Here is a 23,513-nt window from a genome sequence, read left to right on the forward strand (position 1 = left end):
AGCATTCTCACGGACAGAATGCTGTCCGTTTTTTTTATTTAACAAAAGAGAACATTCACTTTACCAAAAATCCACATTCTTAACGAGACATCCACAAGCTTTATCCGATTTTTTCGTAAAACTGGCAAGAAATTAACAAAGCTTTGCTAGGATGAACCTATCAAAAGATGAGGTGAAGAAATGAAAAAATTAACGAAATTAACAACAAGTATGATTTTACTAACAACTCTTGCAGGATGCGGATCAGAAGCAACCGAAAGCAACGCATCTGCAGATGATTCTTTAGATACGATCATTGAAAAAGCCAAAGAAGAAGGCGAAATCGCCAGCTTAGGAATGCCAGATAGCTGGGCAAACTGGGTAGGCACTTGGGATGACATCGAAGAAAAATATGGTATCAAACAAACAGATACAGACATGTCTAGTGCTGAAGAATTGGCAAAATTTGAATCGGAAGGTACCAAAGGAACAGCGGATATTGGCGATGTTGGTATCAGCTTCGGCCCTTTGGCAGTCAGCAAAGATTTGACCATGCCTTACAAAACGAGCTACTGGGATGAAATTCCTGATTGGGCGAAGGATGACGAAGGTCACTGGTTGTTGAGCTATACGGGAACGATTGCTTTCTTGACAGATAAAAACAATGTCAGCGAAGCACCGACTTCTTGGGAAGATTTGGCAAATGGGGAGTATCAGGTAGCTGTCGGCGATGTAACAAAAGCCAACCAAGCACAGTTTGCGGTATTGGCTGCAGCAATTGCACAAGGTGGCGACGAGTCTGACATTGAACCAGGTTTGCAGTACTTCCAAGAATTGGCGCAAGCGGATCGTATTTCTTCAGTAGATGCGAGTGTAGCCAATTTGGAAAAAGGTGAAATCGACGTAACAGTCGTGTGGGACTTCAATGGTTTGAACTATAGAGATCAAATCAATGCGGACCGCTTTGAAGTAACGATCCCTTCTGATGGCTCAGTGATCAGTGGTTATACAACAATCATCAACAAAAATGCACCACATCCAAATGCAGCGAAATTAGCGAGAGAATACATTTTATCAGATGAAGGCCAAATCAACTTAGCAGAGGGCTATGCGCGTCCGATTCGTGAAAGTGTTGAATTGCCAGCAGAGATTGCTGAAAAATTATTGCCTGGTTCTGCTTATGAATCCGCAGAACCAGTGAAAGACAATGCAAAATGGGATGAAACGGCGATGAGTCTACCAGAATTATGGCAAAAAGAGGTTTTGAGCCATGTCAAATAAGCAATTAGAAGAAAAATTGATCCTGATCGTGCTTGATGGCTGCCGTTATGATACGGCGGTCGAACAAATGGGTGTGATGAATCATTTGGTGGAGCATCAGCAAGCAGAACGGATCAAGATCATCTCGGAAATGCCAAGTAACTCTCGTCCTTTGTATGAAGTGTTGGCAACAGGAGTTCCGAGTTACAAAAATGGTATTTTGACGAACGGTCATGTGCGACGTTCAAAAGAAGTTTCCTTGTTTGATCTAGTCAAAAAAGCTGGAGGAACAACCGGTGCCGCTGCGTATTACTGGCAAAGTGAGTTATTCAACGAAGCACCGTATGATATCTCTCGTCATCGGATTCAAAACGATGAAGACAAAGCGATTCAACATGGGATTTTTTACAGTGAAGACTATTATCCAGATTCACATGTTTTTGCTGATGCGAATCATATTATTCAAACCTATCAGCCTAATTATATGTTGATCCATTCGATGAATATTGATGATGTTGGACACAAATTTACGGCTGCTTCCAGAGAATATGCAGCAGCCGTAAATTTTGCAGATACGCTTTTGGGAATGTCGATCCCAGCTTGGTTAGAAATGGGTTACCAAATCTTAGTGACTGCCGACCACGGAATGGATGAGAAGGGTTTGCACGGTGGGACTCTCCCTGCCCATCGGGAAGTACCGCTCTTCATCCTTTCTGAAAAATTTCCAAAAAACAGCGGCTTACAGCAAATGAATCAATTGGAGCTGCCAGCTTTGATCTGTAGTTTACTGTCCATCGACACTGGTGGACACATGCAGATCGGTGCTGGTCAAAGGAGGGAATGAACAAAATGAAACGCTATTGGGGTTTGGTTCCCTTGTTGAGCCTGCTCGTGGCCTTTTTAATCGTACCACTGCTGTTTATGATTATTGGCAGTTTTCAACTAGACACGACGGGTGCTTGGACGTTGTCCAATTACAAAGAATTTTTCACAAATGGCTATTACTATCAGGCATTTTTCAATAGCTTACTGATCGCGCTGGTTTCTTGTGTGTTAGGTTTGATTGGAGCAATCGTTCTTTGCCTTTGCTTGTTGCAGTTATCGAATAAAACACAAGAAAAGATCACCTTTATTTCCAATTTAGCCGCCAATTTTGCAGGGATTCCTTTAGCGTTTTCTTTCATTATTTTGCTAGGAAATGCTGGGGTGTTAAAATTATTGATGCCTTCACTGCAAGCTTTCAATCTCTATTCTTGGTGGGGATTGGGATTGACCTATGTGTATTTCCAAATTCCTTTAGGGGTGCTGTTTTTGTACCCGAGTATGAAGGAAGTCAAACAAGAATGGGGAGAAGCTGCAGCAACCTTGGGCACGAGTAACTTCTACTATTGGCGCAAAGTAGCCTTTCCATTTTTAAGACCTTCCTTGTTGACGACCGGGATCATCCTTTTTGCCAATGGGATGGGGACGTATGAGACAGCTTATGCGTTGACCGGTAGTAATGTGAATCTACTGACTGTCCGAATTGCTTCACTTGTTTCTGGTGATGTCTTTGCCAAGCCGAACATGGGAAGTGCCTTGTCCGTGATTTTTGGCTTGTTGATGATTACTTTAATGGCTCTTGTTAGTCGAAAGGAGCGCAAATGAAAAAAATAGTTGTACCCATTCTCTTGTTCCTTTTCGGCTTGTACTATTTAAGCCCATTGATCGCTACGTTCTTTTATGCTAGTTCGACTTCTTGGGGAAAAAGTATCATTCCTGATGATTTTACCCTGCAATGGTTTCAACAGTTGCTTGGTGATCCGGCTTTTCTATGGGCAGTGGGGCGTTCCTTCTTGCTGGCGGGCTTGATGACCGGTATTATCTTCATTTTACTGGTTCCTACCATGATCTGGATCAATCTGTATTTCCCAAGATGGGATAAAGCCCTGCAAAAAATTGTTTTATTACCTTATGCAATCCCTGGGGTAATTCTTGTTACTGCCTTACTCCGTACCTATTCGAAGTCAAGTCTCCCAATGTTTCTTGTATTGCTAGGGGCTTTATTTATCTCAATGTTACCTGTGGTTTACCTAGGTATTAGTAATCAAATGCGCTTGGTAAATATGAAGGAACTTGTGGAAGCAGCAGAGACCTTAGGCTCACCGATGTTCCAGATTATTCGCTATGTACTGATCCCGAATTTGAAGGTAGGAACGACTTTGGTTTCTTTGATGGTCTTTTCTTCCGTGTTTGGCGAATACATGCTAACGAATTTATTGATCGGCGGTCGCTTTGAAACACTTCGAATCTATATGCTACGACGGATGAATGAAAATGGACATGTGGCAAGTGCTGTCATGATTCTGTATTTCCTATTTCTCCTTGCTGTGGCCTTCGGGATTTTTTACATGAACAAGAAGCAACGATCAGTCACTTTAAAACTTAAGAAAAAAGAAACAGCGGAGGTAAAAACGAATGACAAACTACTTAACTATTCGTGATCTGTCTCTCTCATTCGGGGAAAAAAAGATCTTGAATAATGTTTCCTTTGATGTCCAAAAAGGAGAATTTGTGACATTGCTAGGTCCCAGCGGTTGTGGGAAATCAACCTTGCTTCGCTGTATTGCTGGTTTGGAACAGCCTCAAGAAGGGGTGATCGAACTAGATGATAAAGAAATTCAAGCACAGCCAACCAAAGATCGTGACATTGGCTTTGTGTTTCAGCAATATGCTCTTTTTCCAACGATGACCGTCTTTGAAAATGTGGCTTTCGGGTTGAAAGTCAAAAAGCTGAGCAAAGAGGAATTGAATCAGCGTGTGTTCAACTTGTTGGATCTGGTCCAATTGACAGAATTTTCATCCGTCAATGTTCAACGCTTATCCGGTGGTCAAAAACAACGGGTGGCTTTGGCTCGTGCCTTGGCTACAGAACCGAAGATTTTATTGCTGGATGAACCATTGAGTGCGTTGGATGCTAAGATTCGCAAGCAGCTACAAAAAGATTTGCGCCGTATTCAACGTGAATTGAACATGACGATGATTTTTGTGACTCACGATCAGGAAGAGGCGATGCTGATCAGCGACCGAGTGTTTGTGTTGGAAGCAGGAGAAATCGTTCAGGCTTCTTCACCGTTTGAACTGTACACAGCACCAGCTAGTCCTTTTGTTGCCGATTTTATCGGAAACAATATTTGTTTTGAATGGTTTGAATTAGAGGAATACACGGCTGATTTTTCTAAAATGGGCAATCAGTATCTATACTATATTCGTCCAGAGCTGATTTCGATGGAGCCTTTGCAAGGTGCTTTCAGAGTACCAGTCTCCTTAAAAAATGTGGTCACTCTGGGGAACATCCGTCGCTATCATTTCCAAACAAGCAACGGCAAAGAAATCGTTGTAGATCGTTTGAATGACTGGCATGAGATCCCTGAGACCAAGGCACTGTATATCGATACAGAAGATGTGATCGTGGTAGATGCCAAAAAGGCTGCGAATGCTTAGATAGGCCTCTTGATCAAATCATCTAGGTAATCCCAAGGTAAATAAAAAACTTCACCGATCTGCTGACTGGTGAAGTTTTTTTGTATTTAATGGATCGTGCCTTCAATCGTTTGTAGGTCATTTTTTTGATCAAACAAGACAATTGCTTCGATGGCTTTTGTTAAACCTGCGGTGATCTCGCTCAGTTGTAAAGAAAATTGATCGGTATCGATGACCTGAGGGGAAGCAAAGGGAACATGGATAAAACCGCCCTTCATCTTCGGGAATTCTTTTTCAATCAAGTACTGCACTTGATACATAAGATGATTACACACAAAGGTACCGGCTGTATTGGAAAGAGTAGCCGGCAGGCCAATATCTTTGATTGCTTGGACCATTGCTTTGACAGGCAGTTGCGTGAAATAAGCGGCTTGTCCCTCTTTTTGGATCGGTGTATCGATAGGCTGGTTGCCTTCGTTGTCTGGGATACGGGCATCGTCGATATTGATCGCTATTCGTTCAGGTGTAATGGCTGAACGCCCACCTGCTTGTCCGATAGCCAAAACAACGTCTGGCAGATATTCTAAAATCGCCTGATTGGTTACCTCGGCCGATCGACCAAAAACAGTCGGGACCTCTTGCTTGATGATCTCGGCACCTTGGATCTGAGCTGGTAGTAGCTTGACTGCTTCCCAAGCTGGATTGATTTTTTCACCTGCAAATGGATCAAAACCAGTAACTAAAATTTTCATGGATGAAACCTCCTTGCCTATTTATTTTACCTCAAAATATTGTAAAGAGTGAAGAGAAGTCTCTTTTTAATTACCTAGGTAAATGCTAGGAGATCCTACGAGTCAATGATCTTGGAAACACTTTGGATCTCTTTTGTTTGGAAGAGGATCGTGGAGGTTTTACTCTTTTTGGTATAAGAAAACTCGATCCAGTCCTCCTCTACGTTAAGGATCTTGGCTGTCAGCTTGTTGGGTTTAGACAAGAGGGAAAACTGTCGACTTTCTAACTGACATTCTTGCCCGATCAATGCGTGTAACTGTTGGATGATTTCCGACTGTTCATTTTTTTGTTCTAATTGTTGTCTTTCCTGCTCCTTCTGATAATGGGGATCTTTACTTTTGAACAATGAAAGGATGTCGTCTAAAAAAGTATAGAGCAGGAGGGCTGCATAAACGATGACTAATGGCCACATATCAGTTGCACTCCCTTTCAAAACCGGCGATATCTTTAAGAAAGATCAATCGTTCGATTTTCAGTTTTTTTTCTAGCGTGAGGACTCGAATGCTGTTTGGATTGACTTCGGTGATTTCACAGTGTTTCAAAATCGTTTTGTTGATAGAGATCCATGTATTGGAATCGGGATTGGGGTACAAATAAATAGTCACGGGTTGGTGCAGCAGAGAGTGTAAAAGTTTATTGGACTCTTTTGTTGCTTGTTTCTTTTTTCCAACGAGTTCATCCAACGAGACTTCAAACAAATGTGCCAATTCTACTGCCTTATCGAGTGTAGGTTGAGCGAGGCCATGTTCCCAGTTAGAGATCGTTTGTCGAGAAACACCCAATGCTTCTGCTACTTCTTCTTGAGATAGTCCAAAGTCTTTTCTTAATTGATAGACTTGCTCTCCAAAATTTTTCATTTTTTCTACCTCCTACAATAAATAATACTGAAAAAAGTCCGCAAATTCTATCAAATGATGCGGTCAATTGCGCAAATAAGTTTAACATTCGTTAGGAGGCCTCGAAAAGTTACCTAGGGAATGCCGTGGTAATAGGAGTTGAAAAGGTAACTAGTACAAAAAGGTTGATATATGTTAAAATGATCACAAAAAGGAGGGGATCAGGATGCAAGCAACAATCAGTCGTTCAACAGATTTAGTCAATGGTGGGTGCAATGCCTGTCCAACGGTAAAAACGACTTCTTACAATCTGATTTTAAGGAACATCAATACACCACTGGAAGATTTGGATGTTCCTTCCTTGGTGATGGCAGTGGTTTTAAAAGCTGGGTATCGTCAAGAATTGAGGATCGATTTTATGGAAGAGTATGTCGAATTTAAAAAAGAAGACAAAGCGATACAATTGCTAGAAGAATATGGGGTTTTCGTGTATCGGTCTGGCAGCAAGGAGATGAAGTCTGCTGCGAAATATCCAGGTAATGAGGCCTTGTTTAATCAAGTGAATCGGATTTTGACCGATATTTTTGAATTGGAGGAAGTTACCTTTGAAATCGAAAAATAAGTTTTTCTTGCTCCTCACGTAACGTGATAGTTTATGCTCCTTCTTAGAGGTGAGGAAATTGTTCAATACAATAAAATTTTTGACGGTACAAAAAGATTGTCGTTTGGTCATTGTAGATAGTCGGGAGCTAGTCCAAAGAGAGCTGGCTTCGTTTTCAGGAAATCAGGCAGCGAGAGCCTTTCTGGAGGAGGCGATAACGGCAGCCGTACTATTTGGTGGCATCCATGATTTTCATACAAAATTCAGTTTTTTGTACCGATTTGGTAAGAATGAAAAAATATTTTGTGAGATCAAGCAAAACAACTTGTCTTTGGAATATTCGGAAAAAATGAACGAGGAAGACTTTGAGTTGGAAAGTTGGTTGAATCGTCCAGCAATCCTTTCGATCACCACTGGAAACTGGCAGACAGGTTTGCATACTGGCACAGTTGCTTTTCTTAACAAGAGACCCGGTGAAGCATTAACAGGTTTTTCTTTGCAAAGTGAACAGCTGTTGAGCGAGTTTTTGATTTCTCAAGAGCAGCCTACCAGCGGAATCCTGTTGCAAGGCATGCCTTTTGTTGAAAAGTCCGCATTAGCAGACATCCGCCAGCAAGTGCTGCAAAAACAAGAACTGCCACTGGCAAACTGGCTAGTGGCTGGTGAAGAGCTAGGAAGAGTCCTGTGGCAAAAGAAGGTGGAATAAGATGGAAAGATATTTGAAAATCAAAGAATTCAGTCATTTGGCAGGCGTGAGTGTCCGTACCTTGCAGTATTATGATGAGATCGGTCTGCTCCATCCGGCAAGAAAAAATGAACACGGTCATCGAATGTATGACAGTTCGTCCTTTTCGCAGCTATTCATGATCACTTCTTTGAAGAAAATGGGGATGACTCTCGAAGAAATCAAAGAAGTCTTGACTAAGGAACAGTCGTTGGCGACCTTTATTTATCAGGAAAAACGGCGAGTCGAAGCAGAGTTGATGGAATTGCAGCTACGCTTGATGAAGCTGTCTCGGATCGAAAGTCATTTGGAAGCGGGAAGAGAAGTCTCTCCTGAACTATTGCTTTTATTAGGAGAAGAGGAGATTTCAGAAGAACTGCTGGCTAAAATACAGGCAGAGCCTTTGCAGCCCTTTGACTTGAATGAGACCCAAACCTTTTTTAAGGAGCTGGAGCTTTGCTATGAACAGCAGTTGCCTGCTGACGATCCTTTGGTAGAAAAATGTATGAAATACTGGCAACAGATGAGTCTTGATCACGAGAGTTCAGCTGAATTGACGGCTTTTGCCGAAAAGTATTATGCCAAATATCCTGATCAAGCCCTTGGAATGAAAAAAGAATGGTACCAGTATCTAAAACAGAAAATCAAAGAAAGCGATCAAGATCCTTCTTAAAAAATTGGGGTTTTGATCGCTTTTTAGTAGCTAGAAGGAATTCCCTCGGTAGTACATAGGTGTTTTTTGCTTTCTTTTCGTTTCTTCTTCGCTTTCAAAAAAGCTATAAACTAATATAAAATAAAACGCCCTCCCGAAAGTTAGACCAAAAAAATCCAACTTTCGGGAGGCATTTTTTTATTTTTTCTCAATACAAAACAAGATCGGTGGCTGATTTTGCTGATTGATGAATTGATAGTTCAGGACATTGTATTCCTTTTGTGGCAGCTTGCTGCAATAGTCACGAACGGTTGTTAGCTCTTCTTCACCGCCTGGGTGACCATAATAAGCCACAATAATGATTCGACCTCGATGAGCAAGATGCTGTAAAAGCGTATCTAGCGCTTGTTGGGTAGTTGCAGGCAAGGTGATGACCTGCTTGTCGCTTTTTGGTAAATAGCCGAGATTAAAAATCGCCGCGTGGATCTCTTCGGTAGTCTCTAGATAATTCCCTAGGTGTTCATGACCATCCAAAATTAGTTTGACACGTGAGGGCAACTGGCGTTTAGTTAAACGATCCTGTGTATTTCTCAAGGCTTGCTCCTGAATATCGAAAGCATAAACTTTGCCAGTTTTTCCTACTAGTTCAGCCAGAAGTTCAGTGTCGTTTCCATTTCCCATCGTTGCATCAACGACATGATTCCCTGGTTGGACGGTTTCTTTCAGTAGACTATGGCTAAAATGCAGAGCAGTTGCCAACATGAGCAGCTTCTTCCTTTCGAACGTTGAATTTTCCCTGATAGGAATCTCTATAGAGCATTTCATCGTTGATTGCGTTTAACGTTTCCCATTTTTTCAGGCTCCACATGGGACCGACCAAAGTCTCGGTGGGAGCATCACCTGTCAGTCGATGAATGATGATTTCTTCAGGGATCATTTCCAATTGGTCACAGGTGATCTCTACGTATTGATCTCTTGAAAGTAATTGTAAACGTCCTTCGTGATAGTCACGCAGCATACGGGTATTACGCATCAGGTGCAACAGATGAAGCTTGATTCCTTGGATATCGCTATCCAAAATCGTTCGTCGAACATTTTCCCGCATCATTTCAGCTGTTTCACCAGGTAGACCATTGATTAAATGCGTACAGACACGAATGTTGTGCTTGCGTAATTTAGCGACACCCTCAAGATAAGTTTGATAGTCGTGCGCGCGATTGATCAAACGACTCGTCTCTTCAAAAGTCGTTTGTAAACCAAGTTCGACCCACAGATACCGCTGCTCATTGAGTTCAGCCAGATATTCTACAACGTCGTCCGGTAGACAGTCAGGGCGTGTACCAATCGACAAACCGACCACGCCAGGCAAATGGATCACTTGTTCAAAGCGTTCTTTGATTTCTTTCAAAGGAGCGTGTGTATTGGTAAAGTTTTGAAAATAGACGATATAACGATCGACTGTCGGCCATTTTTTATGCATTCGTTGGATTTCTTTTTCAAATTGGATAGGCAGAGGATCTTCCGGTGCTAAGATCATGTCTCCAGAACCGGAAACACTGCAAAAGGTACAGCCGCCATGCGCGACAGTCCCATCACGGTTGGGGCAGTCAAAGCCACCATCGATCACGAGCTTGAAAATTTTGCCGCCAAATTGCTGTCTCAAGGCATAGTTCCAAGAATGGTATCGTTTGTTTTTGTCTTCTGCATAAATGAATGAGGTCATTTTTTCTTCCTCTCCTTAACTTTGTTTGCTTGTAAAATATTTTTTTGAAACAGCGGATAAGTGAATAAAAGCCACGTCAAGCTCAATGAAAAGCCGCCGAGGATATCACTTGGAAAGTGGACCCCCAAATAAATCCGGCTAATCCCGATTAAAAGGATCAAACTAGCAAGAAGAACCTGCAGGATTCTCTGGACTGTCGGGTTTTTAATCAAGAATGGAATCAAACAGATCAAGGTTCCATAAAAGACCATGCTTGCTGCGGAGTGTCCGCTGGGAAAGCTAAAGCTGTGTTCCGTAACGAGGTGCTCTAGTGTCGGGCGTTCTCGCATAAAGACGAGCTTGATTGCTGGATTGGCGATTCCAGCGATCCCAATGACTCCTGAAGAAAACCAGATAGCTTCAACGCGTCGTTTGCCATAAAGCAAAAGGAGAAGAACCACCAAGAACAACAGGATGATTGTAAGAGGATTCGCAAGTCTTGTGACCTGTAGAAAAAAAGGACTCCAGCTAGGATACAGCTGTCGAACAGCCTGCGTCACGGTCTCATCGAAGGGTAGAAGCCAGCTAGGATAAAATTTAACGGAGAAGCCTAAAAAAGCCAATATAACCAGTGAAAGACTTCCCAGTATTCGTGTGTAATTTTTATTATTCATGAGGACTCCTTTAGCAATTCTATTTATGGAAACCATTATAGCACAGCTCGTTCTGTATTGAAGTTTTAGTCACAAAGTTGCAACATTCAAAAAGAGCGAGAGGTGGTGAAAAGACAGGGAAATGAAGCCTGGCTTCATGTTGAGAAAAGCGTGCAAAAAACTTCATGTTACAGAGATTTTACAAATGTTGAAAAGGGCTGTTTAAACTTTTATTAAGAATTAAATCCGTGTATAATTAATCTATCATTCTATAATCATTTGGAGGTAAAAAAATGGGAAAGACTTTGTCGAGAAAAGAACGCAGAAAATTAGAGCAACAGACTGCTTTACAACGTCAAATGAAAAAAAGCGCGGCCATCTTAGGTACGACTGTGACTGCGGTTTCTGCGGTTACGCCCTTGTTCCCTTTGGTCGATGTTCAGGCGGATAATGTTTCTGGCGCAGTTGCTTCGTATTCCTCCCCGGCACAATTTATTGAACAGATCGCAAATTACGCGAAACCCGTAGCAGACAGCAATGATTTGTATGCTTCTGTGATGATCGCGCAAGCAATTATTGAAAGTGGTTGGGGTCAAAGTTTATTGTCCAAAGCCCCTTATCATAATTTATTTGGTATTAAAGGCAATTATAACGGTCAGACGGTCTACATGAACACCCAAGAATTTGTAAATGGCCGATACGTGACGATGAAAGAACCATTTAGAAAATATCCATCTTTCCAAGAATCGTTTAGCGACAACGCACGCACGTTGAGAACCGTTTCCTTCCAGTCAGGTGTGTATTATTATGCGGGAGCTTGGAAGAGCAACACCTCTTCTTATCGTGATGCCACAGCCTGGTTGACAGGTCGCTATGCAACGGATCCAAACTACAATACGACATTGAACCGTGTGATCGAAAATTACAATTTGACTCGTTTTGATTCACCAGCTTCAGGAAATTCTGGTGGTATGATCAATACGAATACTGGTGGTGGCGGGAGTACATCTACTCCGACAACCGGTACTGGATCAACCTATACGGTCAAATCAGGAGATACTTTGTCAGCGATCGGCGCGCGTTATGGCGTAACAGTTAGCCAACTACAAAGCTGGAACAATATCAGCGGTCATTTGATTTATGTGGGACAAACGTTAAAAGTGAGCCAAAGCGGTGGTTCAAGCAGTACGGGTAATTCTAACAGCTCAAGTTCTTCAAACAATACGAACAATTCGTCCAACAGTTCAAATCAAAACAAAGGCACGACCTATACAATCAAATCAGGGGATACCTTGTCGGCAATCGGCGCGCGTTATGGTGTGACTGTTAGCCAATTACAAAGCTGGAACAATATTAGTGGTCATCTGATTTATGTGGGACAAACGTTAAAAGTGAGCCAAAGTGGTGGTTCAAGCAGTAGCAATAATTCAAGTAGCTCAAACAGTTCAAGTAATACGAACAATTCGTCAAGTAGTTCAAATCAAAACAAAGGCACGACGTACACGATCAAATCAGGGGATACTTTGTCGGCAATTGGTGCGCGTTATGGTGTAACTGTTAGCCAATTACAAAGCTGGAATAATATCAGCGGTCATTTGATCTATGTCGGACAAACGCTAAAAGTCAGTCAAAGTGGTGGTTCGAGCAGTACGGGTAATTCTAACAGCTCAAACAACTCAAGTAATACGAACAATTCGTCAAACAACACGAACCAAAACAAAGGCACGACGTACACGATCAAATCAGGAGATACTTTGTCGGCAATTGGTGCGCGTTATGGCGTAACTGTTAGCCAACTACAAAGCTGGAACAATATCAGCGGTCATTTGATCTATGTAGGGCAAACGCTAAAAGTGAGTCAAAGTGGTAGTTCGAGCAGTACGGGTAATTCTAATAGCTCGAACAATTCAAGTAGCTCAAGTAATACGAACAATTCGTCAAACAGCTCTAACCAAAACAAAGGCACATCTTACACAGTCAAAAATGGAGATACTTTATCAGCAATTGGTTCACGCTATGGCGTAACAGTTAGCCAACTACAAAGTTGGAACAATATCAGCGGTTATTTGATTTATGTAGGGCAAACGCTAAAAGTGAGTCAAAGTGGTAGCTCAAGTAATACGAGCAATTCTAACAGCTCGAGTTCTTCAAGCAGTTCAAGTAACTCAAGCAATACAAGCAGCTCAACAAGCAATACTAGTCAAAATAACAGCGGATCAACTTACACAGTTAAAGCTGGAGATACACTTTCAGGGATCGCCAGCAAAAATGGTGTGTCAATCAGCCAATTACGCAGCTGGAACAATATCAGTGGCGATTTGATTTTGGTTGGTCAAAAGCTGAAAACAAGCCAAAGCGGTAGTAGTGCGAGCAACACATCCAGTACTACACAACAAAATGCCAGTAAACAGTATCAAGTAAAACAGGGAGACAGTTTATGGCAGATCGCGCAATCTCACAATACCTCTGTTAGCCAACTACGTTCATTGAATAATCTCAATTCAGATACGATCTATGTTGGACAAACATTGAAAGTTAGCTAAAAACTAATCATTTACCGTAACTCTCATAAGAAAGTTACGGTATTTTTTGATTTTACTCAGAAAAAGATTGACCAACGGATAAACTTTTTCGTACTATAGAAAATAAAATCGTCTGGACAGGAGGAGGAACATTTGAATATACAACAAATGCGTTATGTTGCTGCTATTGCTAACAATGGTAGTTTTAGAGAAGCCGCAAAAAAACTTTATATTTCCCAACCAAGTTTGTCGCATGCAATCAAAGAACTGGAAAAAGAACTGGATGTTCAATTGTTTGAACGTACCAGACAAGGTGCGTCCTTAACTTCGGAGGGCATGGATTTCTTTCAATACACGCAGCCGATCTTAGCACAGGTGGAGCTTCTAGAAAACCGTTATCTGGCAAACGAGCAGCATGAGAAGCATTTTTCGATCTCTAGTCAGCACTACGATTTTCTTTCGATCATCATGAGTCAACTGATTCACGAATTTCAGGATTACAATGACTTTCGAATTTTTGAGAGTACCACGCTGAATGTCATCAAAGATGTGGAGCAGTACCGAAGTGAGATCGGTATCTTACTCTTTAATGAATCCAATCAGGCAGGGCTGAGTCGATTATTGGAAAATGGCGAACTGGAATATGAGATCTTAACGACCTTCCAGACACACATTTTTATGCGACGAGGGCATCCACTAGCCAAACAGTCTGTGATCCATTTGGACGATCTGCATGACTATGCCCAAGTACGTTTCACGCAGGAAACCAATAATTATACCTATTTTGCTGAGGATTTGATCGATTTTCCAGGAATCTCTCAGGTGATCCATACGAGTGATCGGGCAACCTTGACAGGGATTCTACAAGGCACGGATGCCTATGGTTCTGGTTCTGGTTTGGTTGAAGATCCCAAAAGCCAAGGGATCGTGTTGATTCCACTGGCGGATTCACCGGAAAATAAAATGGTCATGATCAAGAAGAAAAAACGCAAGATCTCAGGGATCGGCGAAGTGTTCCTGACAAAATTGCGCCAATATTTTGAAGAATTTCCACAATCTAAATAAATAAATTGAATTCAAAGAGCTTTTTTGATAGTATGTATTCAATGAATCGACTCACGTTTGAAAAGGAGTAGTAGATCGCGTTCTGTTTTTAGAGAGTACATGGCTGGTGAGAATGTACAGAGAACCGTTTGAACTCGCCTTTGAGTGATTGTTTTTCTGAAAGAAAGTAGGAAAGACACGGTGACGACCGTTACAGCGTTCGAGGCTGGATATCCAGCGAAAATAGGTGGTACCACGTTAGTTAATTACGTCCTATAAGAGGCTTTATTTGTGCTTCTTATAGGATTTTTTTATTTATTTTAAGGAGGAGACAGTGGTGAATTACAATCACAAGGAAGTTGAAAAAAAATGGCAAAAATATTGGGCCAAACACAATACCTTCAACACATTTGACAAAGAAGGAAAACCAAAATTTTACGCATTAGACATGTTCCCCTATCCATCTGGACAAGGTTTGCATGTGGGGCATCCGGAGGGCTACACCGCGACCGATATCTTGTCTCGTTTCAAACGTAGTCAAGGATACAATGTGTTGCATCCGATGGGCTGGGATGCTTTTGGCTTGCCAGCAGAACAATACGCACTAGATACTGGGAATGATCCAGCGGAATTTACCAAGAAAAATATTGAGACATTTCGTCGTCAGATCAATTCACTAGGTTTCAGCTATGATTGGAATCGTGAGATCAATACGACTGATCCAGACTACTATAAATGGACACAATGGATCTTTACGAAGCTGTATGAGCATGGGCTAGCTTATGAAGCAGAAGTTCCAGTCAACTGGGTCCCAGAATTGGGAACCGTGATTGCAAATGAAGAAGTGATTGACGGCAAGAGTGAACGTGGGGGTTACGATGTTGTCCGCAAACCGATGCGTCAATGGATGTTGAAAATCACTGCTTATGCTGATCGTTTGCTGGATGATTTGGATGATTTGGATTGGCCTGAAAGCATCAAAGACATGCAACGCAACTGGATCGGACGTTCTGTCGGTGCCAACGTGACCTTCAAGGTAGCGGAAACAGACAAAGACTTTACGGTGTTCACAACTCGTCCAGATACCTTGTTTGGTGCGACTTATGCAGTTTTGGCACCCGAACTGGAGCTAGTTCAAGAAATTACTACACCTGAACAAAAAGCAGCAGTTGAAGCTTACGTCGATATGGCTTCGAAAAAATCTGATTTGAACCGTACCGACTTGTCGAAAGAAAAAACAGGGGTCTTCACAGGCGCTTACGCGATCAATCCAGTCAACGGGAAAGAAATCCCGATCTGGATCGCCGACTATGTCTTGGCAACTTACGGAACTGGCGCAATCATGGCGGTTCCTGCCCATGACGAACGTGACTATGAGTTTGCCAAAACATTTGATTTGGAGATCATCCCAGTTCTTGAAGGCGGCAATGTCGAAGAAGCAGCCTATACAGAAGATGGTTTGCACATCAATTCAGACTTTTTGGATGGCTTGAATAAAGAAGACGCGATCGAGAATATTGTTGCCTGGCTGGAAGAAAAAGCAGTTGGTCAAAAAGAAATCAGTTATCGTTTGCGCGACTGGTTGTTCTCTCGTCAGCGTTATTGGGGAGAACCGATCCCAGTGATCCATTGGGAAGATGGCACAACAACGACTGTTCCCGAAGCCGAGCTGCCATTGCGTTTGCCACAGACAGACGACATTCGCCCAAGTGGTACAGGGGAATCTCCATTGGCGAATATTGATGAATGGGTCAATGTTGTTGATCCAGAAACAGGGAAAAAAGGACGCCGAGAAACCAATACGATGCCACAATGGGCTGGAAGCTCATGGTATTTCCTAAGATTTATCGATCCTCACAACAAAAACGAATTGGCAAGTTATGAAAAACTAGAGCGCTGGTTGCCGGTAGATATTTATATCGGTGGTGCAGAGCACGCGGTTCTACACTTGTTGTATGCGCGTTTCTGGCATAAATTCTTGTATGATATTGGTGTGGTTCCAACGAAAGAACCTTTCCAAAAATTGTACAACCAAGGGATGATCTTGGGAGAAAACAACGAGAAGATGTCGAAATCACGTGGCAATGTAGTCAATCCAGATGATGTGGTGAGTAAATACGGCGCCGATACCTTGCGTTTGTATGAAATGTTCATGGGTCCATTGGATGCATCGATTGCTTGGAGTGAGAATGGACTGGAAGGAAGCCGGAAATTCTTGGATCGCGTGTGGCGTTTGATCGTGGATGAAAATGGCAAAATGCGTGACCGGATCACGACCTTCAATGATGGTAAACTAACAAAAGTCTACAATCAAACCGTGAAAAAAGTAACGGAAGATTTCGAGCAGCTGCACTTTAACACAGCGATCTCTCAAATGATGGTTTTTGTTAATGATGCTTATAAAGCAGATGCGTTGCCTTACGAATATATCGAAGGATTTATTCAACTATTGGCACCGATCGCTCCGCACTTTGGTGAAGAGTTGTGGGAAATCGTTGGCAATGAAGAGGGAATTTCTTACACTGAATGGCCAGCTTATGATGAAGCTGCCCTAGTCGAAGATGAAGTGGAGATCGTTCTTCAAGTCAACGGAAAAGTACGTACGAAAATCAACGTACCTGCGCAAGCAAGCCGTGAAGAAATGGAAGAAATTGCCAAGAGCAATGAGATCATCCAAGGAAGCATCGATGGAAAAACGATTCGCAAAGTCATTGCTGTACCAGGTAAACTGGTCAATATCGTTGCGAACTAAGAAAGAACAGCAAACACCTTTCCAAGTAAAAATGGAAAGGTGTTTTTTTGATAGTATAAAAAATGGAGATTACCTAGGTATTCCCTAGATAGTTTTAATCGAGTTCTTCATAATTTTCCAATAAAAATTCAATAAATTGTTGACTGGCAAAGGATAGATTTTCTTTTTTCTTGCAAGCGACTGAAAGGTGACTGTGCAAGGCAGGAGAGATCGGTCGGCTAATGATCTCATAGCTATGATCAGCCAAGGCTGGCTGTGGCAGTAAGCCAACCCCTAAACCTAGCTCAACTATCGGCAAAAGAAGAGAAGGATCATTTACCTGATATTTGATTCTGCGACTGTCAAACTGCCCATTGAAGGATTCCAAGATTTCGTTGAAAGGTCCCTGATCTAAAACAACTAGCGTTTCTTCTTTTAACTGCTTCAATTCGATGACCGAGTGTTTCCCTAGGGAATGATTTTTCGGAAGCACTGCGCAAAATGGGTGACTAATATAGGTACTGGTCTCTAGATTTGCTGCTGCACGGGATGGAAGTAAACCCAAGTCGAGACTTTCCGTTTCGATCCACTTAGCAACAGAGCGATAACTGCCTTTTTTTATGATAAATTGGATGTTAGGATAGAGCTCTTGGAAATCCTTGATCATAGAGGCGAACCATCGGGCAGATTCACCTGAAGTGATGCCAATTCTAACTGTTCCTGCATTCAATTTTTTGATGTGAGAGATTCGAGCATCCAAGGCCTGTCTTTTTTCAATGATCTCTTCAATCAAAGGAAGCAGATCACGACCATCTTTTTTTAATCGAATCCCTGAACGAGAGCGCACTAGAAGCTGAATGTCCAGTTCATTCTCTAAGCGGTGGATGATTTGACTGATGGCAGATTGACTGTAGCCTAATTCTTCGGCTGCAAGGGTAAAGCTGCCCGTTTCGATTACTTTTTGAAGAATTAAAAATTTATCCAATGTATCACCTTACCTTATAGTAGTATTAATAAGATTGGTTTCACTTATCTAAAAATGGGACGTATACTTAAAGTAAGAAGTCAGAAACTTCAGGAATGGGGGATATTTATGAAAATTATTCAAATCGACAAGAAACATCCCGAATTACTCGAAGAAGAAACTGCAACACTAGAACAACTTAGCGATGACTTGGCACAACGTCCGATCGTCTATGTAGCAATGAAAAACAACAAAGTAGTTGCGACTTGTACGGTTGAACCGGAAGACAAAAAATGGAAGATTTTACGACTTGACAAGAATGAAAGTTTTCAAGGGAATGGCGTAGGGGACAAAGTTTTGTCAGAATGTATGGACTATGCGGTAAAAAATCAAGCAAAGGAATTGATCTTACTTGAAAAAGGGGCTTCAAGACCAGCTATGAAAATCAAGAATGGCTGCGTGGTCTGCATGAGTTATTTTATGATCAATAATTCTTTTGAATAGTCTTGTGAAAAAAATCAAGAATGCCACCAATTTTAAAAAAAAACTATGAAAAATCGATTAGAGTAACAACAGAATAAGCATGCTTGTTGATTCACTATTTTAGGATGAAACGTGTACTTTGTCAATTGAGATAAGGTATACGTTTTTTATATTTAGAAGAAATAGACTTATTTACTGTTTCGTCAATCAGCCGACTAGTCGTCGTTTGAGTCATAAAAGTTTCACGAGTAACAGTGAGTAAGAATCTCTTGTGGTGGGGTATAATAGAAGAAAAGCGAGAAAGGTCGGATATTATGAAAGTATTGTCGATCATTGATTCTTTTAAGAGCTGTGCCAGCTCTGAGGAATTGAATCAAGCGGTTTTGTCGGATTTGCCGGCAGCTATTTGGACAGAGAAAATCAATGTTCCGATTGCGGATGGCGGCGAAGGCACAATGGCAGCCATCTATGCAGCCCTTGATGGTGAATGGATCACCGTCAAAACTCAGGATCCTTTAGGAAAAGAACTGGAAGCTGACTACTTGTTGACAACGATCGATGGTAACAAAGCGGCAATCATTGAATCTGCAGCATTTATCGGTATCCATCTGAATAAACCTTCTGATGAGGCCGTTCGTCAGGCTTCTTCCTATGGGTTGGGTCTGGTGATCAAGGATGCTTTGGCACGAAAGGTCGATCAAATATATGTGTCGCTTGGCGGTAGCGGTACATCAGATGGTGGATTGGGATTGTTGGCAGCGCTAGGTGCAGACCTCAAGCCATCGGATAAAGGAAATCCACTGCTAGCAGCCGAGTCATTATCGCTTTCTTCCCTAGATGAAGGCTTACGAGAGGTACAGTTGTTTGCGCTGGCAGATGTCACGAATCCTTATACGGGTGACAAGGGTTTTGCAAAGATCTTTGCCCCGCAAAAAGGCGCCTCTGAAGAAACAGTAGTCGAGCTGGAAAAGCAAGCGAAAAAAATCGCGAAACAGATCCAAAAGGACTATCAATTGGAGTTGGATAAGGTTTCTGGTGCAGGAGCGGCCGGCGGATTGGGCGGAGCAATCAAGCTAATAGATGGAGAAATCGTTCCGGGTTTTCCAACGATTCAGGAAATGATTGGTTTGGATGAGCTGCTGAAGGGAGCGGATCTGGTCTTCACAGGTGAAGGTCAGATGGATGCGCAAACCGAACAGGGAAAGGTTCCTTTTGGAGTAGCAAAAGCCGCGGCTGAGAAAAATATTCCTGTGATCGGTCTTTGTGGCAGTCGTCAAACCACCCTAGGTGAGCTAGAGCAATTGATGCTGGGTGTTTTTAGTATCCAACAAGGACCAATTTCTTTGGAAGAGGCGATGGAGAAAACAAGGACATTAAAGAATATTCGACTGTTAGCGGCGGATCTTAGTCGTGTCTTCAATAAGCAATAAAAAAAGATGTTTCGCCGAAGCGAAACATCTTTTTGCGTTTATTCTTCTGCTTCGAAAGTAACTTCGACATTGCCTTTGATTGCTTTAGAGTAAGGACAAATATCATCGGTTTCTTTCATATAGTTCAATGTTTGCTCTTTAGACAAGCCTTCGATCTTACCAATCAAATGGACAGCCAAGTGCAAGGTTGTAAAATCAGGTAGGTCTCCTAACAAAGTAACTTCTGCACGTATCGAGCGAGGAAGATCTCCATGTCCGTCACGTTCTAATGGGAAAATCAGAGCACCGTTAAAGCAAGCTGAAAATCCTGCTGCAAATAATTCTTCAGGGTTTGTATAGCCTTCTTTTTTAGTACCGGTTGTTTTTACTTCTAAATGACCACTTAACGACTTGCTTACGCCTTCACGACCACCTTCGTTGATAACAGTTGAAACACCCATTTTTTTACTCATACATCTACACCCTTTCGTTTTATTATCTACTTTTACTATAGTACAAAAAACGAAGAATGAACAATGAAGTGCTTTGAAAAGACAAAAGAAAACGACATCCGGAGACGTCGTTTATTTCTTTGTATTCGCCAGACCAAAAAATAGCGTGATCGTTGCAATGATTGGGATAAACAAGACAAGCACAAAACCGAAAGGAACGGTAGAACGTGCGTACATGTGAGAAGCATCTGATAAGCCGATGATCCCTAATACAGTCAGCAGTTTCCAACCTAGTAGGCAGACGATCATGCCCATTAATCCCATGCTCGTATAAAATGTAAGTTTTTTTTGTTTAGTAGACATGCAACCAAGCTCCCTCTAATTTTAAATTCAATTCATTATACTAGAAATTTGCTGTAAGAAAATGAATGTTTTCATAAAGTAAAATTTGTAACATTTTTGTTACAAATCATTTGTCGAAGTTGCTCAGGCTATGATGGGATTGAGATCACACAAGAGCGCTTTCTGTTGCATGATTGTTAAATCCATGTAACGAAATAAAAAAATAGATTGCGACAAAGCTCATTTCCCATTAAAATAGGAATTACGTATGAAAGAAGATGGAGAAAAACTGAATGATAAATAATACAAAACAAACAGAAGTAGAACTGACCAACGAGGATAAGATGGCTCGCGGCTCTGCTTGGATGACGATCGGGAATATCGGTTCTCGACTGCTAGGCGTTATTTACATATTACCTTGGTATTACTGGCTAGGTGAAAACGGGGAAGTCGGGAATGCCTTGTTCAATATTGGCTACACCGTCTATGCCTTGTTCATTATGATCGCCACTGCTGGAATTCCTTCAGCGATCGCCAAACAAGTCGCCTTCCATAACTCCAGACAAGAGTACAAAACAAGTCAGCACTTGTTCACACGATCCTTGCAGGTCATGGCAGTCTTTGGGGTGATCAGTGCGCTGGTCATGTATTTTATGGCCCCTTTCTTGGCCAATGTTTCTCGGGGAGGAACAGACTTGATCCCCTCACTGCGCTCTTTGAGTGTCGCGCTTCTTGTGATTCCTGTCATGAGTGTGATCCGTGGCTATTTTCAAGGGATTCAGAATGTCGCGCCCTTCGCAATTTCTCAACTTGTTGAACAAATTGCGCGTGTCGTTTACATACTGATCGCGACTTTCTCGATCATGCGACTTGGTAGTGGTGATTACGTCGCTGCGGTGACTCAATCGACTTTCGGCGCCTTTATTGGGGCACTTGCCGGACTGGCGGTTCTGATCTATTATTTCCGAAAAGAAAAAATCAAGATGGATATCCTGGCTGAACGCAGTGTGGAAACGGTCGAGATCAATGCTGTAGGACTATTGCTAACGACAATCAAAGAAGCAATCCCATTCATTATTCTCGGTTCAGGAATCACAATTTACAAGCTATGGGATCAATTTACCTTTGTTCGGGTCATGAGTGGCTTTACCGAATACTCTCAAAGACAGCTAATCTCGCTGATGGCCTTGTTCAACGGAAATCCGGATAAGCTATCAATGGTTGTTATTGGCTTAGCGACTTCTATGGCGATCGTGGGCTTGCCCTTAGTCACAGAAGCTTATGCTAAAAAGGATGCTGCTGGTCTGGCGCGCTTAGTCAGCAACAACCTGCAGCTGTATATGTTTGTCATGATGCCCGCCACCTTTGGCATGATTCTACTGGCCTATCCATTGAATACCTTGTTCTATAATCCAAACCAATTGGGTGCCAATCTGTTAGTTGTGGTTTGTTTGTCAGGACTGGTCCAAGGCTTGTTCATGGTGACATCAGTCATGCTACAGGGATTGTACGAAAATAAATCTGCACTGGTCTTCTTTTTGATTGGTTTACTCGTGAAGATCTTGACCCAGTCAATGAGTATTCACTTGCTGGAATCTTATGGTCCGATCCTTTCAACGACATTAGGTTTAGGAGTGACCTGCTATTTGAATGTACGCAAGATCCACAAACGAACCCGCTTCAATCCGAATCTGACCTTCAAACGTACCGTATTGATTACTTTGATGACACTGGTCATGATGGTTTTTGCAGGGATCAGCAAAGGGATCTTCGGTTTGATGTTGAGCCAAGAAAGTAAGTTCCAGTCATTTCTTTTGATTTTACTGGTGGCAGCAGTTGGCGGCTTCATCTATATCTATATGGCACTGAAAATCCGCTTGGCTGACAAATTACTTGGCTCAGGAATGGCGCGTTTTAGAAGAACATTGCGAATCAAATAAACAAAAGAATTCGGAGGAGTACTTCTTCCGAATTCTTTCTATATGTAAAAGAAAGTTATCAGCTAGTATCAGGCTGATGAGTCAAGAAGAATCGAAGAAGGTGGAGAAAAAAAGATGCGTTTAGATAAGTACTTGGCAGATATGAATTTAGGTTCTCGCAAAGAAGTCAAAGGCTTGATCAAAAAAGGCTGGGTCACAGTCAATGGTGAGGTCATCAAATCAGATAAATTCCAAGTAAAGGAAATCGAAGATCAGGTGTTTTTGGATGGCGAGGAAGTGGTTTATCAAAAAGATTTCTACTATTTGCTAAACAAGCCGGCGGGAGTAATCTCTGCTACCGTGGATGATTATGAAGAGACCGTATTGGATTTGTTTGACGATGAGTCTTATCGGGAGGATCTATTTCCGGTAGGGAGGTTGGATAAGGACACAGAAGGTTTGCTAGTCATCACGAATGACGGCGCACTGGCGCATCGGTTGCTTTCACCGAAGCGTCATGTAGAAAAAGAATATTATGCAGAAGTATCTGGGATCTTAACCGAAAAAGACCAGGAGCGCTTTGCAGAAGGCTTGACGATCGATGGGGGAGAAGAGTGTCTGCCGGCTACTTTGTCGATCACTGCAGTCGATGAAGCTTCAGAGAGCTGTAGCATCCATTTGATTCTGCATGAAGGCAAGTTCCATCAAGTCAAACGGATGGTTCAGGCTGTCGGGAAAGAAGTGACTTATTTGAAACGAATCCGTATGGGCGGTCTACAATTGGATGAGTCACTAGCTTATGGAGAGTACCGTTCCTTGACGCCTGAAGAAGTCCAGTTATTGGAGAAGCGAGCATAAGCTTTCCTTTTTACGTAATAATTGTCATAAACGACTTCAAAAATGAAAATATTTGTAAAAAATCAATAATTTCGCAACTAAATTGTTAAACCTCTGTTATTGTTCCGTAGACAAAACGTGTTAAAGTG

Annotated in this window: 24 protein-coding genes and 1 other annotated feature; of the genes, 15 read left to right on the top strand and 9 right to left on the bottom strand. The window is 42.0% G+C overall.

Translation table 11 applies throughout. The features are described from left to right. Nucleotides 1-180 precede the first annotated feature (180 nt). Genes ACWODM_RS06640 through ccmA form a run of 5 tightly spaced genes read left to right on the top strand, consistent with a single transcriptional unit; the run spans nt 181 to nt 4,722 of the window. Nucleotides 181-1,260 (top strand): extracellular solute-binding protein, encoded by a 1,080-nt coding sequence (locus ACWODM_RS06640; RefSeq protein WP_455320590.1) that lies wholly within the window; start codon nt 181-183, stop codon nt 1,258-1,260. Next, complete coding sequence (locus ACWODM_RS06645; RefSeq protein WP_455320591.1) at nt 1,250-2,083, top strand: alkaline phosphatase family protein; 834 nt, start codon at nt 1,250-1,252, stop codon at nt 2,081-2,083. Before ACWODM_RS06640 ends, ACWODM_RS06645 begins: the two co-directional genes overlap by 11 nt. After that, nucleotides 2,080-2,886, top strand: coding sequence for an ABC transporter permease (locus ACWODM_RS06650; protein ID WP_455320592.1), 807 nt, complete (start codon nt 2,080-2,082; stop codon nt 2,884-2,886). Before ACWODM_RS06645 ends, ACWODM_RS06650 begins: the two co-directional genes overlap by 4 nt. After that, entirely contained in the window at nt 2,883-3,722 is an 840-nt protein-coding gene (locus tag ACWODM_RS06655) for an ABC transporter permease (protein ID WP_455320593.1), read from the top strand. The genes ACWODM_RS06650 and ACWODM_RS06655 overlap by 4 nt, the downstream gene beginning before the upstream one ends. Further along, nucleotides 3,697-4,722: a heme ABC exporter ATP-binding protein CcmA gene (ccmA, locus tag ACWODM_RS06660; protein WP_455320594.1), complete on the top strand. Its 1,026-nt coding sequence runs from the start codon at nt 3,697-3,699 to the stop codon at nt 4,720-4,722. The genes ACWODM_RS06655 and ccmA overlap by 26 nt, the downstream gene beginning before the upstream one ends. Nucleotides 4,723-4,808: 86 nt before the next feature. On the opposite strand, the gene pcp is transcribed toward ccmA, so the two are convergent. From pcp to ACWODM_RS06675, 3 genes are all read right to left on the bottom strand, one after another. Further along, the gene (pcp, locus tag ACWODM_RS06665; protein WP_455320595.1) at nt 4,809-5,453 is read right to left on the bottom strand and encodes a pyroglutamyl-peptidase I; all 645 of its coding nucleotides are present in this window, start codon (nt 5,451-5,453) and stop codon (nt 4,809-4,811) included. A 95-nt stretch (nt 5,454-5,548) separates the two neighbouring features. Further along, nucleotides 5,549-5,905 carry a hypothetical protein gene (locus tag ACWODM_RS06670; RefSeq protein WP_455320596.1) on the bottom strand — a complete coding sequence of 119 codons (357 nt, stop codon included), beginning with the start codon at nt 5,903-5,905 and terminating at the stop codon, nt 5,549-5,551. Between the two features lies 1 nt (nt 5,906). Continuing rightward, nucleotides 5,907-6,350, bottom strand: a complete 444-nt coding sequence (locus ACWODM_RS06675) for a helix-turn-helix domain-containing protein (protein WP_455320597.1) — start codon at nt 6,348-6,350, stop codon at nt 5,907-5,909. Between the two features lie 205 nt (nt 6,351-6,555). Between ACWODM_RS06675 and ACWODM_RS06680 the strand changes: the two genes are divergently transcribed. The 3 genes from ACWODM_RS06680 to ACWODM_RS06690 are packed head-to-tail and all read left to right on the top strand — an operon-like array spanning nt 6,556 to nt 8,327. Then, a complete protein-coding gene (locus ACWODM_RS06680) occupies nt 6,556-6,951 on the top strand; it encodes a DUF4809 family protein (protein WP_455320598.1) in 396 nt (131 codons plus the stop codon). Between the two features lie 58 nt (nt 6,952-7,009). Continuing rightward, nucleotides 7,010-7,636, top strand: coding sequence for an Hsp33 family molecular chaperone HslO (locus ACWODM_RS06685; RefSeq protein ID WP_455320599.1), 627 nt, complete (start codon nt 7,010-7,012; stop codon nt 7,634-7,636). A 1-nt stretch (nt 7,637) separates the two neighbouring features. Continuing rightward, nucleotides 7,638-8,327 (top strand): MerR family transcriptional regulator, encoded by a 690-nt coding sequence (locus ACWODM_RS06690; protein ID WP_455320600.1) that lies wholly within the window; start codon nt 7,638-7,640, stop codon nt 8,325-8,327. Between the two features lie 177 nt (nt 8,328-8,504). Here ACWODM_RS06690 and ACWODM_RS06695 read toward each other — a convergent pair whose 3' ends face one another. Genes ACWODM_RS06695 through ACWODM_RS06705 form a run of 3 tightly spaced genes read right to left on the bottom strand, consistent with a single transcriptional unit; the run spans nt 8,505 to nt 10,682 of the window. Further along, entirely contained in the window at nt 8,505-9,068 is a 564-nt protein-coding gene (locus tag ACWODM_RS06695) for a class I SAM-dependent methyltransferase (protein WP_455320601.1), read from the bottom strand. Then, nucleotides 9,043-10,029, bottom strand: coding sequence for a TIGR01212 family radical SAM protein (locus ACWODM_RS06700; protein WP_455320602.1), 987 nt, complete (start codon nt 10,027-10,029; stop codon nt 9,043-9,045). The genes ACWODM_RS06695 and ACWODM_RS06700 overlap by 26 nt, the downstream gene beginning before the upstream one ends. After that, entirely contained in the window at nt 10,026-10,682 is a 657-nt protein-coding gene (locus ACWODM_RS06705) for a phosphatase PAP2 family protein (RefSeq protein ID WP_455320603.1), read from the bottom strand. Before ACWODM_RS06705 ends, ACWODM_RS06700 begins: the two co-directional genes overlap by 4 nt. 272 nt (nt 10,683-10,954) lie before the next feature. Between ACWODM_RS06705 and ACWODM_RS06710 the strand changes: the two genes are divergently transcribed. From ACWODM_RS06710 to leuS, 3 genes are all read left to right on the top strand, one after another. Beyond that, nucleotides 10,955-13,204: a LysM peptidoglycan-binding domain-containing protein gene (locus ACWODM_RS06710; RefSeq protein ID WP_455320604.1), complete on the top strand. Its 2,250-nt coding sequence runs from the start codon at nt 10,955-10,957 to the stop codon at nt 13,202-13,204. A gap of 132 nt (nt 13,205-13,336) precedes the next feature. Then, nucleotides 13,337-14,248, top strand: coding sequence for a LysR family transcriptional regulator (locus ACWODM_RS06715; RefSeq protein WP_455320605.1), 912 nt, complete (start codon nt 13,337-13,339; stop codon nt 14,246-14,248). 47 nt (nt 14,249-14,295) lie between these two features. After that, nucleotides 14,296-14,506, top strand: a binding site (T-box leader). 58 nt (nt 14,507-14,564) lie between these two features. Beyond that, nucleotides 14,565-16,979 carry a leucine--tRNA ligase gene (gene leuS, locus ACWODM_RS06720; RefSeq protein ID WP_455320606.1) on the top strand — a complete coding sequence of 805 codons (2,415 nt, stop codon included), beginning with the start codon at nt 14,565-14,567 and terminating at the stop codon, nt 16,977-16,979. A gap of 94 nt (nt 16,980-17,073) precedes the next feature. On the opposite strand, the gene ACWODM_RS06725 is transcribed toward leuS, so the two are convergent. After that, a complete protein-coding gene (locus ACWODM_RS06725) occupies nt 17,074-17,943 on the bottom strand; it encodes a LysR family transcriptional regulator (RefSeq protein WP_455320607.1) in 870 nt (289 codons plus the stop codon). Nucleotides 17,944-18,051: 108 nt separating this feature from the next. Here ACWODM_RS06725 and ACWODM_RS06730 point away from each other — a divergent pair, with 108 nt between their 5' ends. Together ACWODM_RS06730 and ACWODM_RS06735 are read left to right on the top strand one after the other, a co-directional pair. Beyond that, nucleotides 18,052-18,426, top strand: coding sequence for a GNAT family N-acetyltransferase (locus tag ACWODM_RS06730; protein ID WP_455320608.1), 375 nt, complete (start codon nt 18,052-18,054; stop codon nt 18,424-18,426). Nucleotides 18,427-18,719: 293 nt separating this feature from the next. Continuing rightward, nucleotides 18,720-19,835 carry a glycerate kinase family protein gene (locus ACWODM_RS06735; RefSeq protein ID WP_455320609.1) on the top strand — a complete coding sequence of 372 codons (1,116 nt, stop codon included), beginning with the start codon at nt 18,720-18,722 and terminating at the stop codon, nt 19,833-19,835. 38 nt (nt 19,836-19,873) lie between these two features. On the opposite strand, the gene ACWODM_RS06740 is transcribed toward ACWODM_RS06735, so the two are convergent. Both ACWODM_RS06740 and ACWODM_RS06745 read right to left on the bottom strand, forming a co-directional pair. Beyond that, nucleotides 19,874-20,287 carry an Ohr family peroxiredoxin gene (locus ACWODM_RS06740; protein ID WP_455320610.1) on the bottom strand — a complete coding sequence of 138 codons (414 nt, stop codon included), beginning with the start codon at nt 20,285-20,287 and terminating at the stop codon, nt 19,874-19,876. Nucleotides 20,288-20,398: 111 nt separating this feature from the next. Further along, the gene (locus ACWODM_RS06745) at nt 20,399-20,629 is read right to left on the bottom strand and encodes a hypothetical protein (protein ID WP_455320611.1); all 231 of its coding nucleotides are present in this window, start codon (nt 20,627-20,629) and stop codon (nt 20,399-20,401) included. 272 nt (nt 20,630-20,901) lie between these two features. On the opposite strand from ACWODM_RS06745, the gene ACWODM_RS06750 reads away from it, so the two are divergent. Both ACWODM_RS06750 and ACWODM_RS06755 read left to right on the top strand, forming a co-directional pair. After that, nucleotides 20,902-22,548 (top strand): putative polysaccharide biosynthesis protein, encoded by a 1,647-nt coding sequence (locus ACWODM_RS06750; RefSeq protein WP_455320612.1) that lies wholly within the window; start codon nt 20,902-20,904, stop codon nt 22,546-22,548. A 114-nt stretch (nt 22,549-22,662) separates the two neighbouring features. Then, entirely contained in the window at nt 22,663-23,385 is a 723-nt protein-coding gene (locus tag ACWODM_RS06755) for a pseudouridine synthase (protein WP_455320613.1), read from the top strand. Nucleotides 23,386-23,513 lie beyond the last annotated feature (128 nt).

The organism is Enterococcus olivae, from assembly GCF_053760925.1.

Excerpts from the sequence above, each read along its gene's own strand:
- ACWODM_RS06640 (WP_455320590.1), top strand. The coding sequence starts at position 181 with ATGAAAAAATTAACGAAATTAACAACAAGTATGATTTTACTAACAACT.
- ACWODM_RS06645 (WP_455320591.1), top strand. The coding sequence starts at position 1,250 with ATGTCAAATAAGCAATTAGAAGAAAAATTGATCCTGATCGTGCTTGAT.
- ACWODM_RS06650 (WP_455320592.1), top strand. The coding sequence starts at position 2,080 with ATGAACAAAATGAAACGCTATTGGGGTTTGGTTCCCTTGTTGAGCCTG.
- ACWODM_RS06655 (WP_455320593.1), top strand. The coding sequence starts at position 2,883 with ATGAAAAAAATAGTTGTACCCATTCTCTTGTTCCTTTTCGGCTTGTAC.
- ccmA (WP_455320594.1), top strand. The coding sequence starts at position 3,697 with ATGACAAACTACTTAACTATTCGTGATCTGTCTCTCTCATTCGGGGAA.
- pcp (WP_455320595.1), bottom strand. The coding sequence starts at position 5,453 with ATGAAAATTTTAGTTACTGGTTTTGATCCATTTGCAGGTGAAAAAATC.
- ACWODM_RS06670 (WP_455320596.1), bottom strand. The coding sequence starts at position 5,905 with ATGTGGCCATTAGTCATCGTTTATGCAGCCCTCCTGCTCTATACTTTT.
- ACWODM_RS06675 (WP_455320597.1), bottom strand. The coding sequence starts at position 6,350 with ATGAAAAATTTTGGAGAGCAAGTCTATCAATTAAGAAAAGACTTTGGA.
- ACWODM_RS06680 (WP_455320598.1), top strand. The coding sequence starts at position 6,556 with ATGCAAGCAACAATCAGTCGTTCAACAGATTTAGTCAATGGTGGGTGC.
- ACWODM_RS06690 (WP_455320600.1), top strand. The coding sequence starts at position 7,638 with ATGGAAAGATATTTGAAAATCAAAGAATTCAGTCATTTGGCAGGCGTG.
- ACWODM_RS06695 (WP_455320601.1), bottom strand. The coding sequence starts at position 9,068 with ATGTTGGCAACTGCTCTGCATTTTAGCCATAGTCTACTGAAAGAAACC.
- ACWODM_RS06700 (WP_455320602.1), bottom strand. The coding sequence starts at position 10,029 with ATGACCTCATTCATTTATGCAGAAGACAAAAACAAACGATACCATTCT.
- ACWODM_RS06705 (WP_455320603.1), bottom strand. The coding sequence starts at position 10,682 with ATGAATAATAAAAATTACACACGAATACTGGGAAGTCTTTCACTGGTT.
- ACWODM_RS06710 (WP_455320604.1), top strand. The coding sequence starts at position 10,955 with ATGGGAAAGACTTTGTCGAGAAAAGAACGCAGAAAATTAGAGCAACAG.
- ACWODM_RS06730 (WP_455320608.1), top strand. The coding sequence starts at position 18,052 with ATGAAAATTATTCAAATCGACAAGAAACATCCCGAATTACTCGAAGAA.
- ACWODM_RS06735 (WP_455320609.1), top strand. The coding sequence starts at position 18,720 with ATGAAAGTATTGTCGATCATTGATTCTTTTAAGAGCTGTGCCAGCTCT.
- ACWODM_RS06740 (WP_455320610.1), bottom strand. The coding sequence starts at position 20,287 with ATGAGTAAAAAAATGGGTGTTTCAACTGTTATCAACGAAGGTGGTCGT.
- ACWODM_RS06745 (WP_455320611.1), bottom strand. The coding sequence starts at position 20,629 with ATGTCTACTAAACAAAAAAAACTTACATTTTATACGAGCATGGGATTA.
- ACWODM_RS06750 (WP_455320612.1), top strand. The coding sequence starts at position 20,902 with ATGATAAATAATACAAAACAAACAGAAGTAGAACTGACCAACGAGGAT.
- ACWODM_RS06755 (WP_455320613.1), top strand. The coding sequence starts at position 22,663 with ATGCGTTTAGATAAGTACTTGGCAGATATGAATTTAGGTTCTCGCAAA.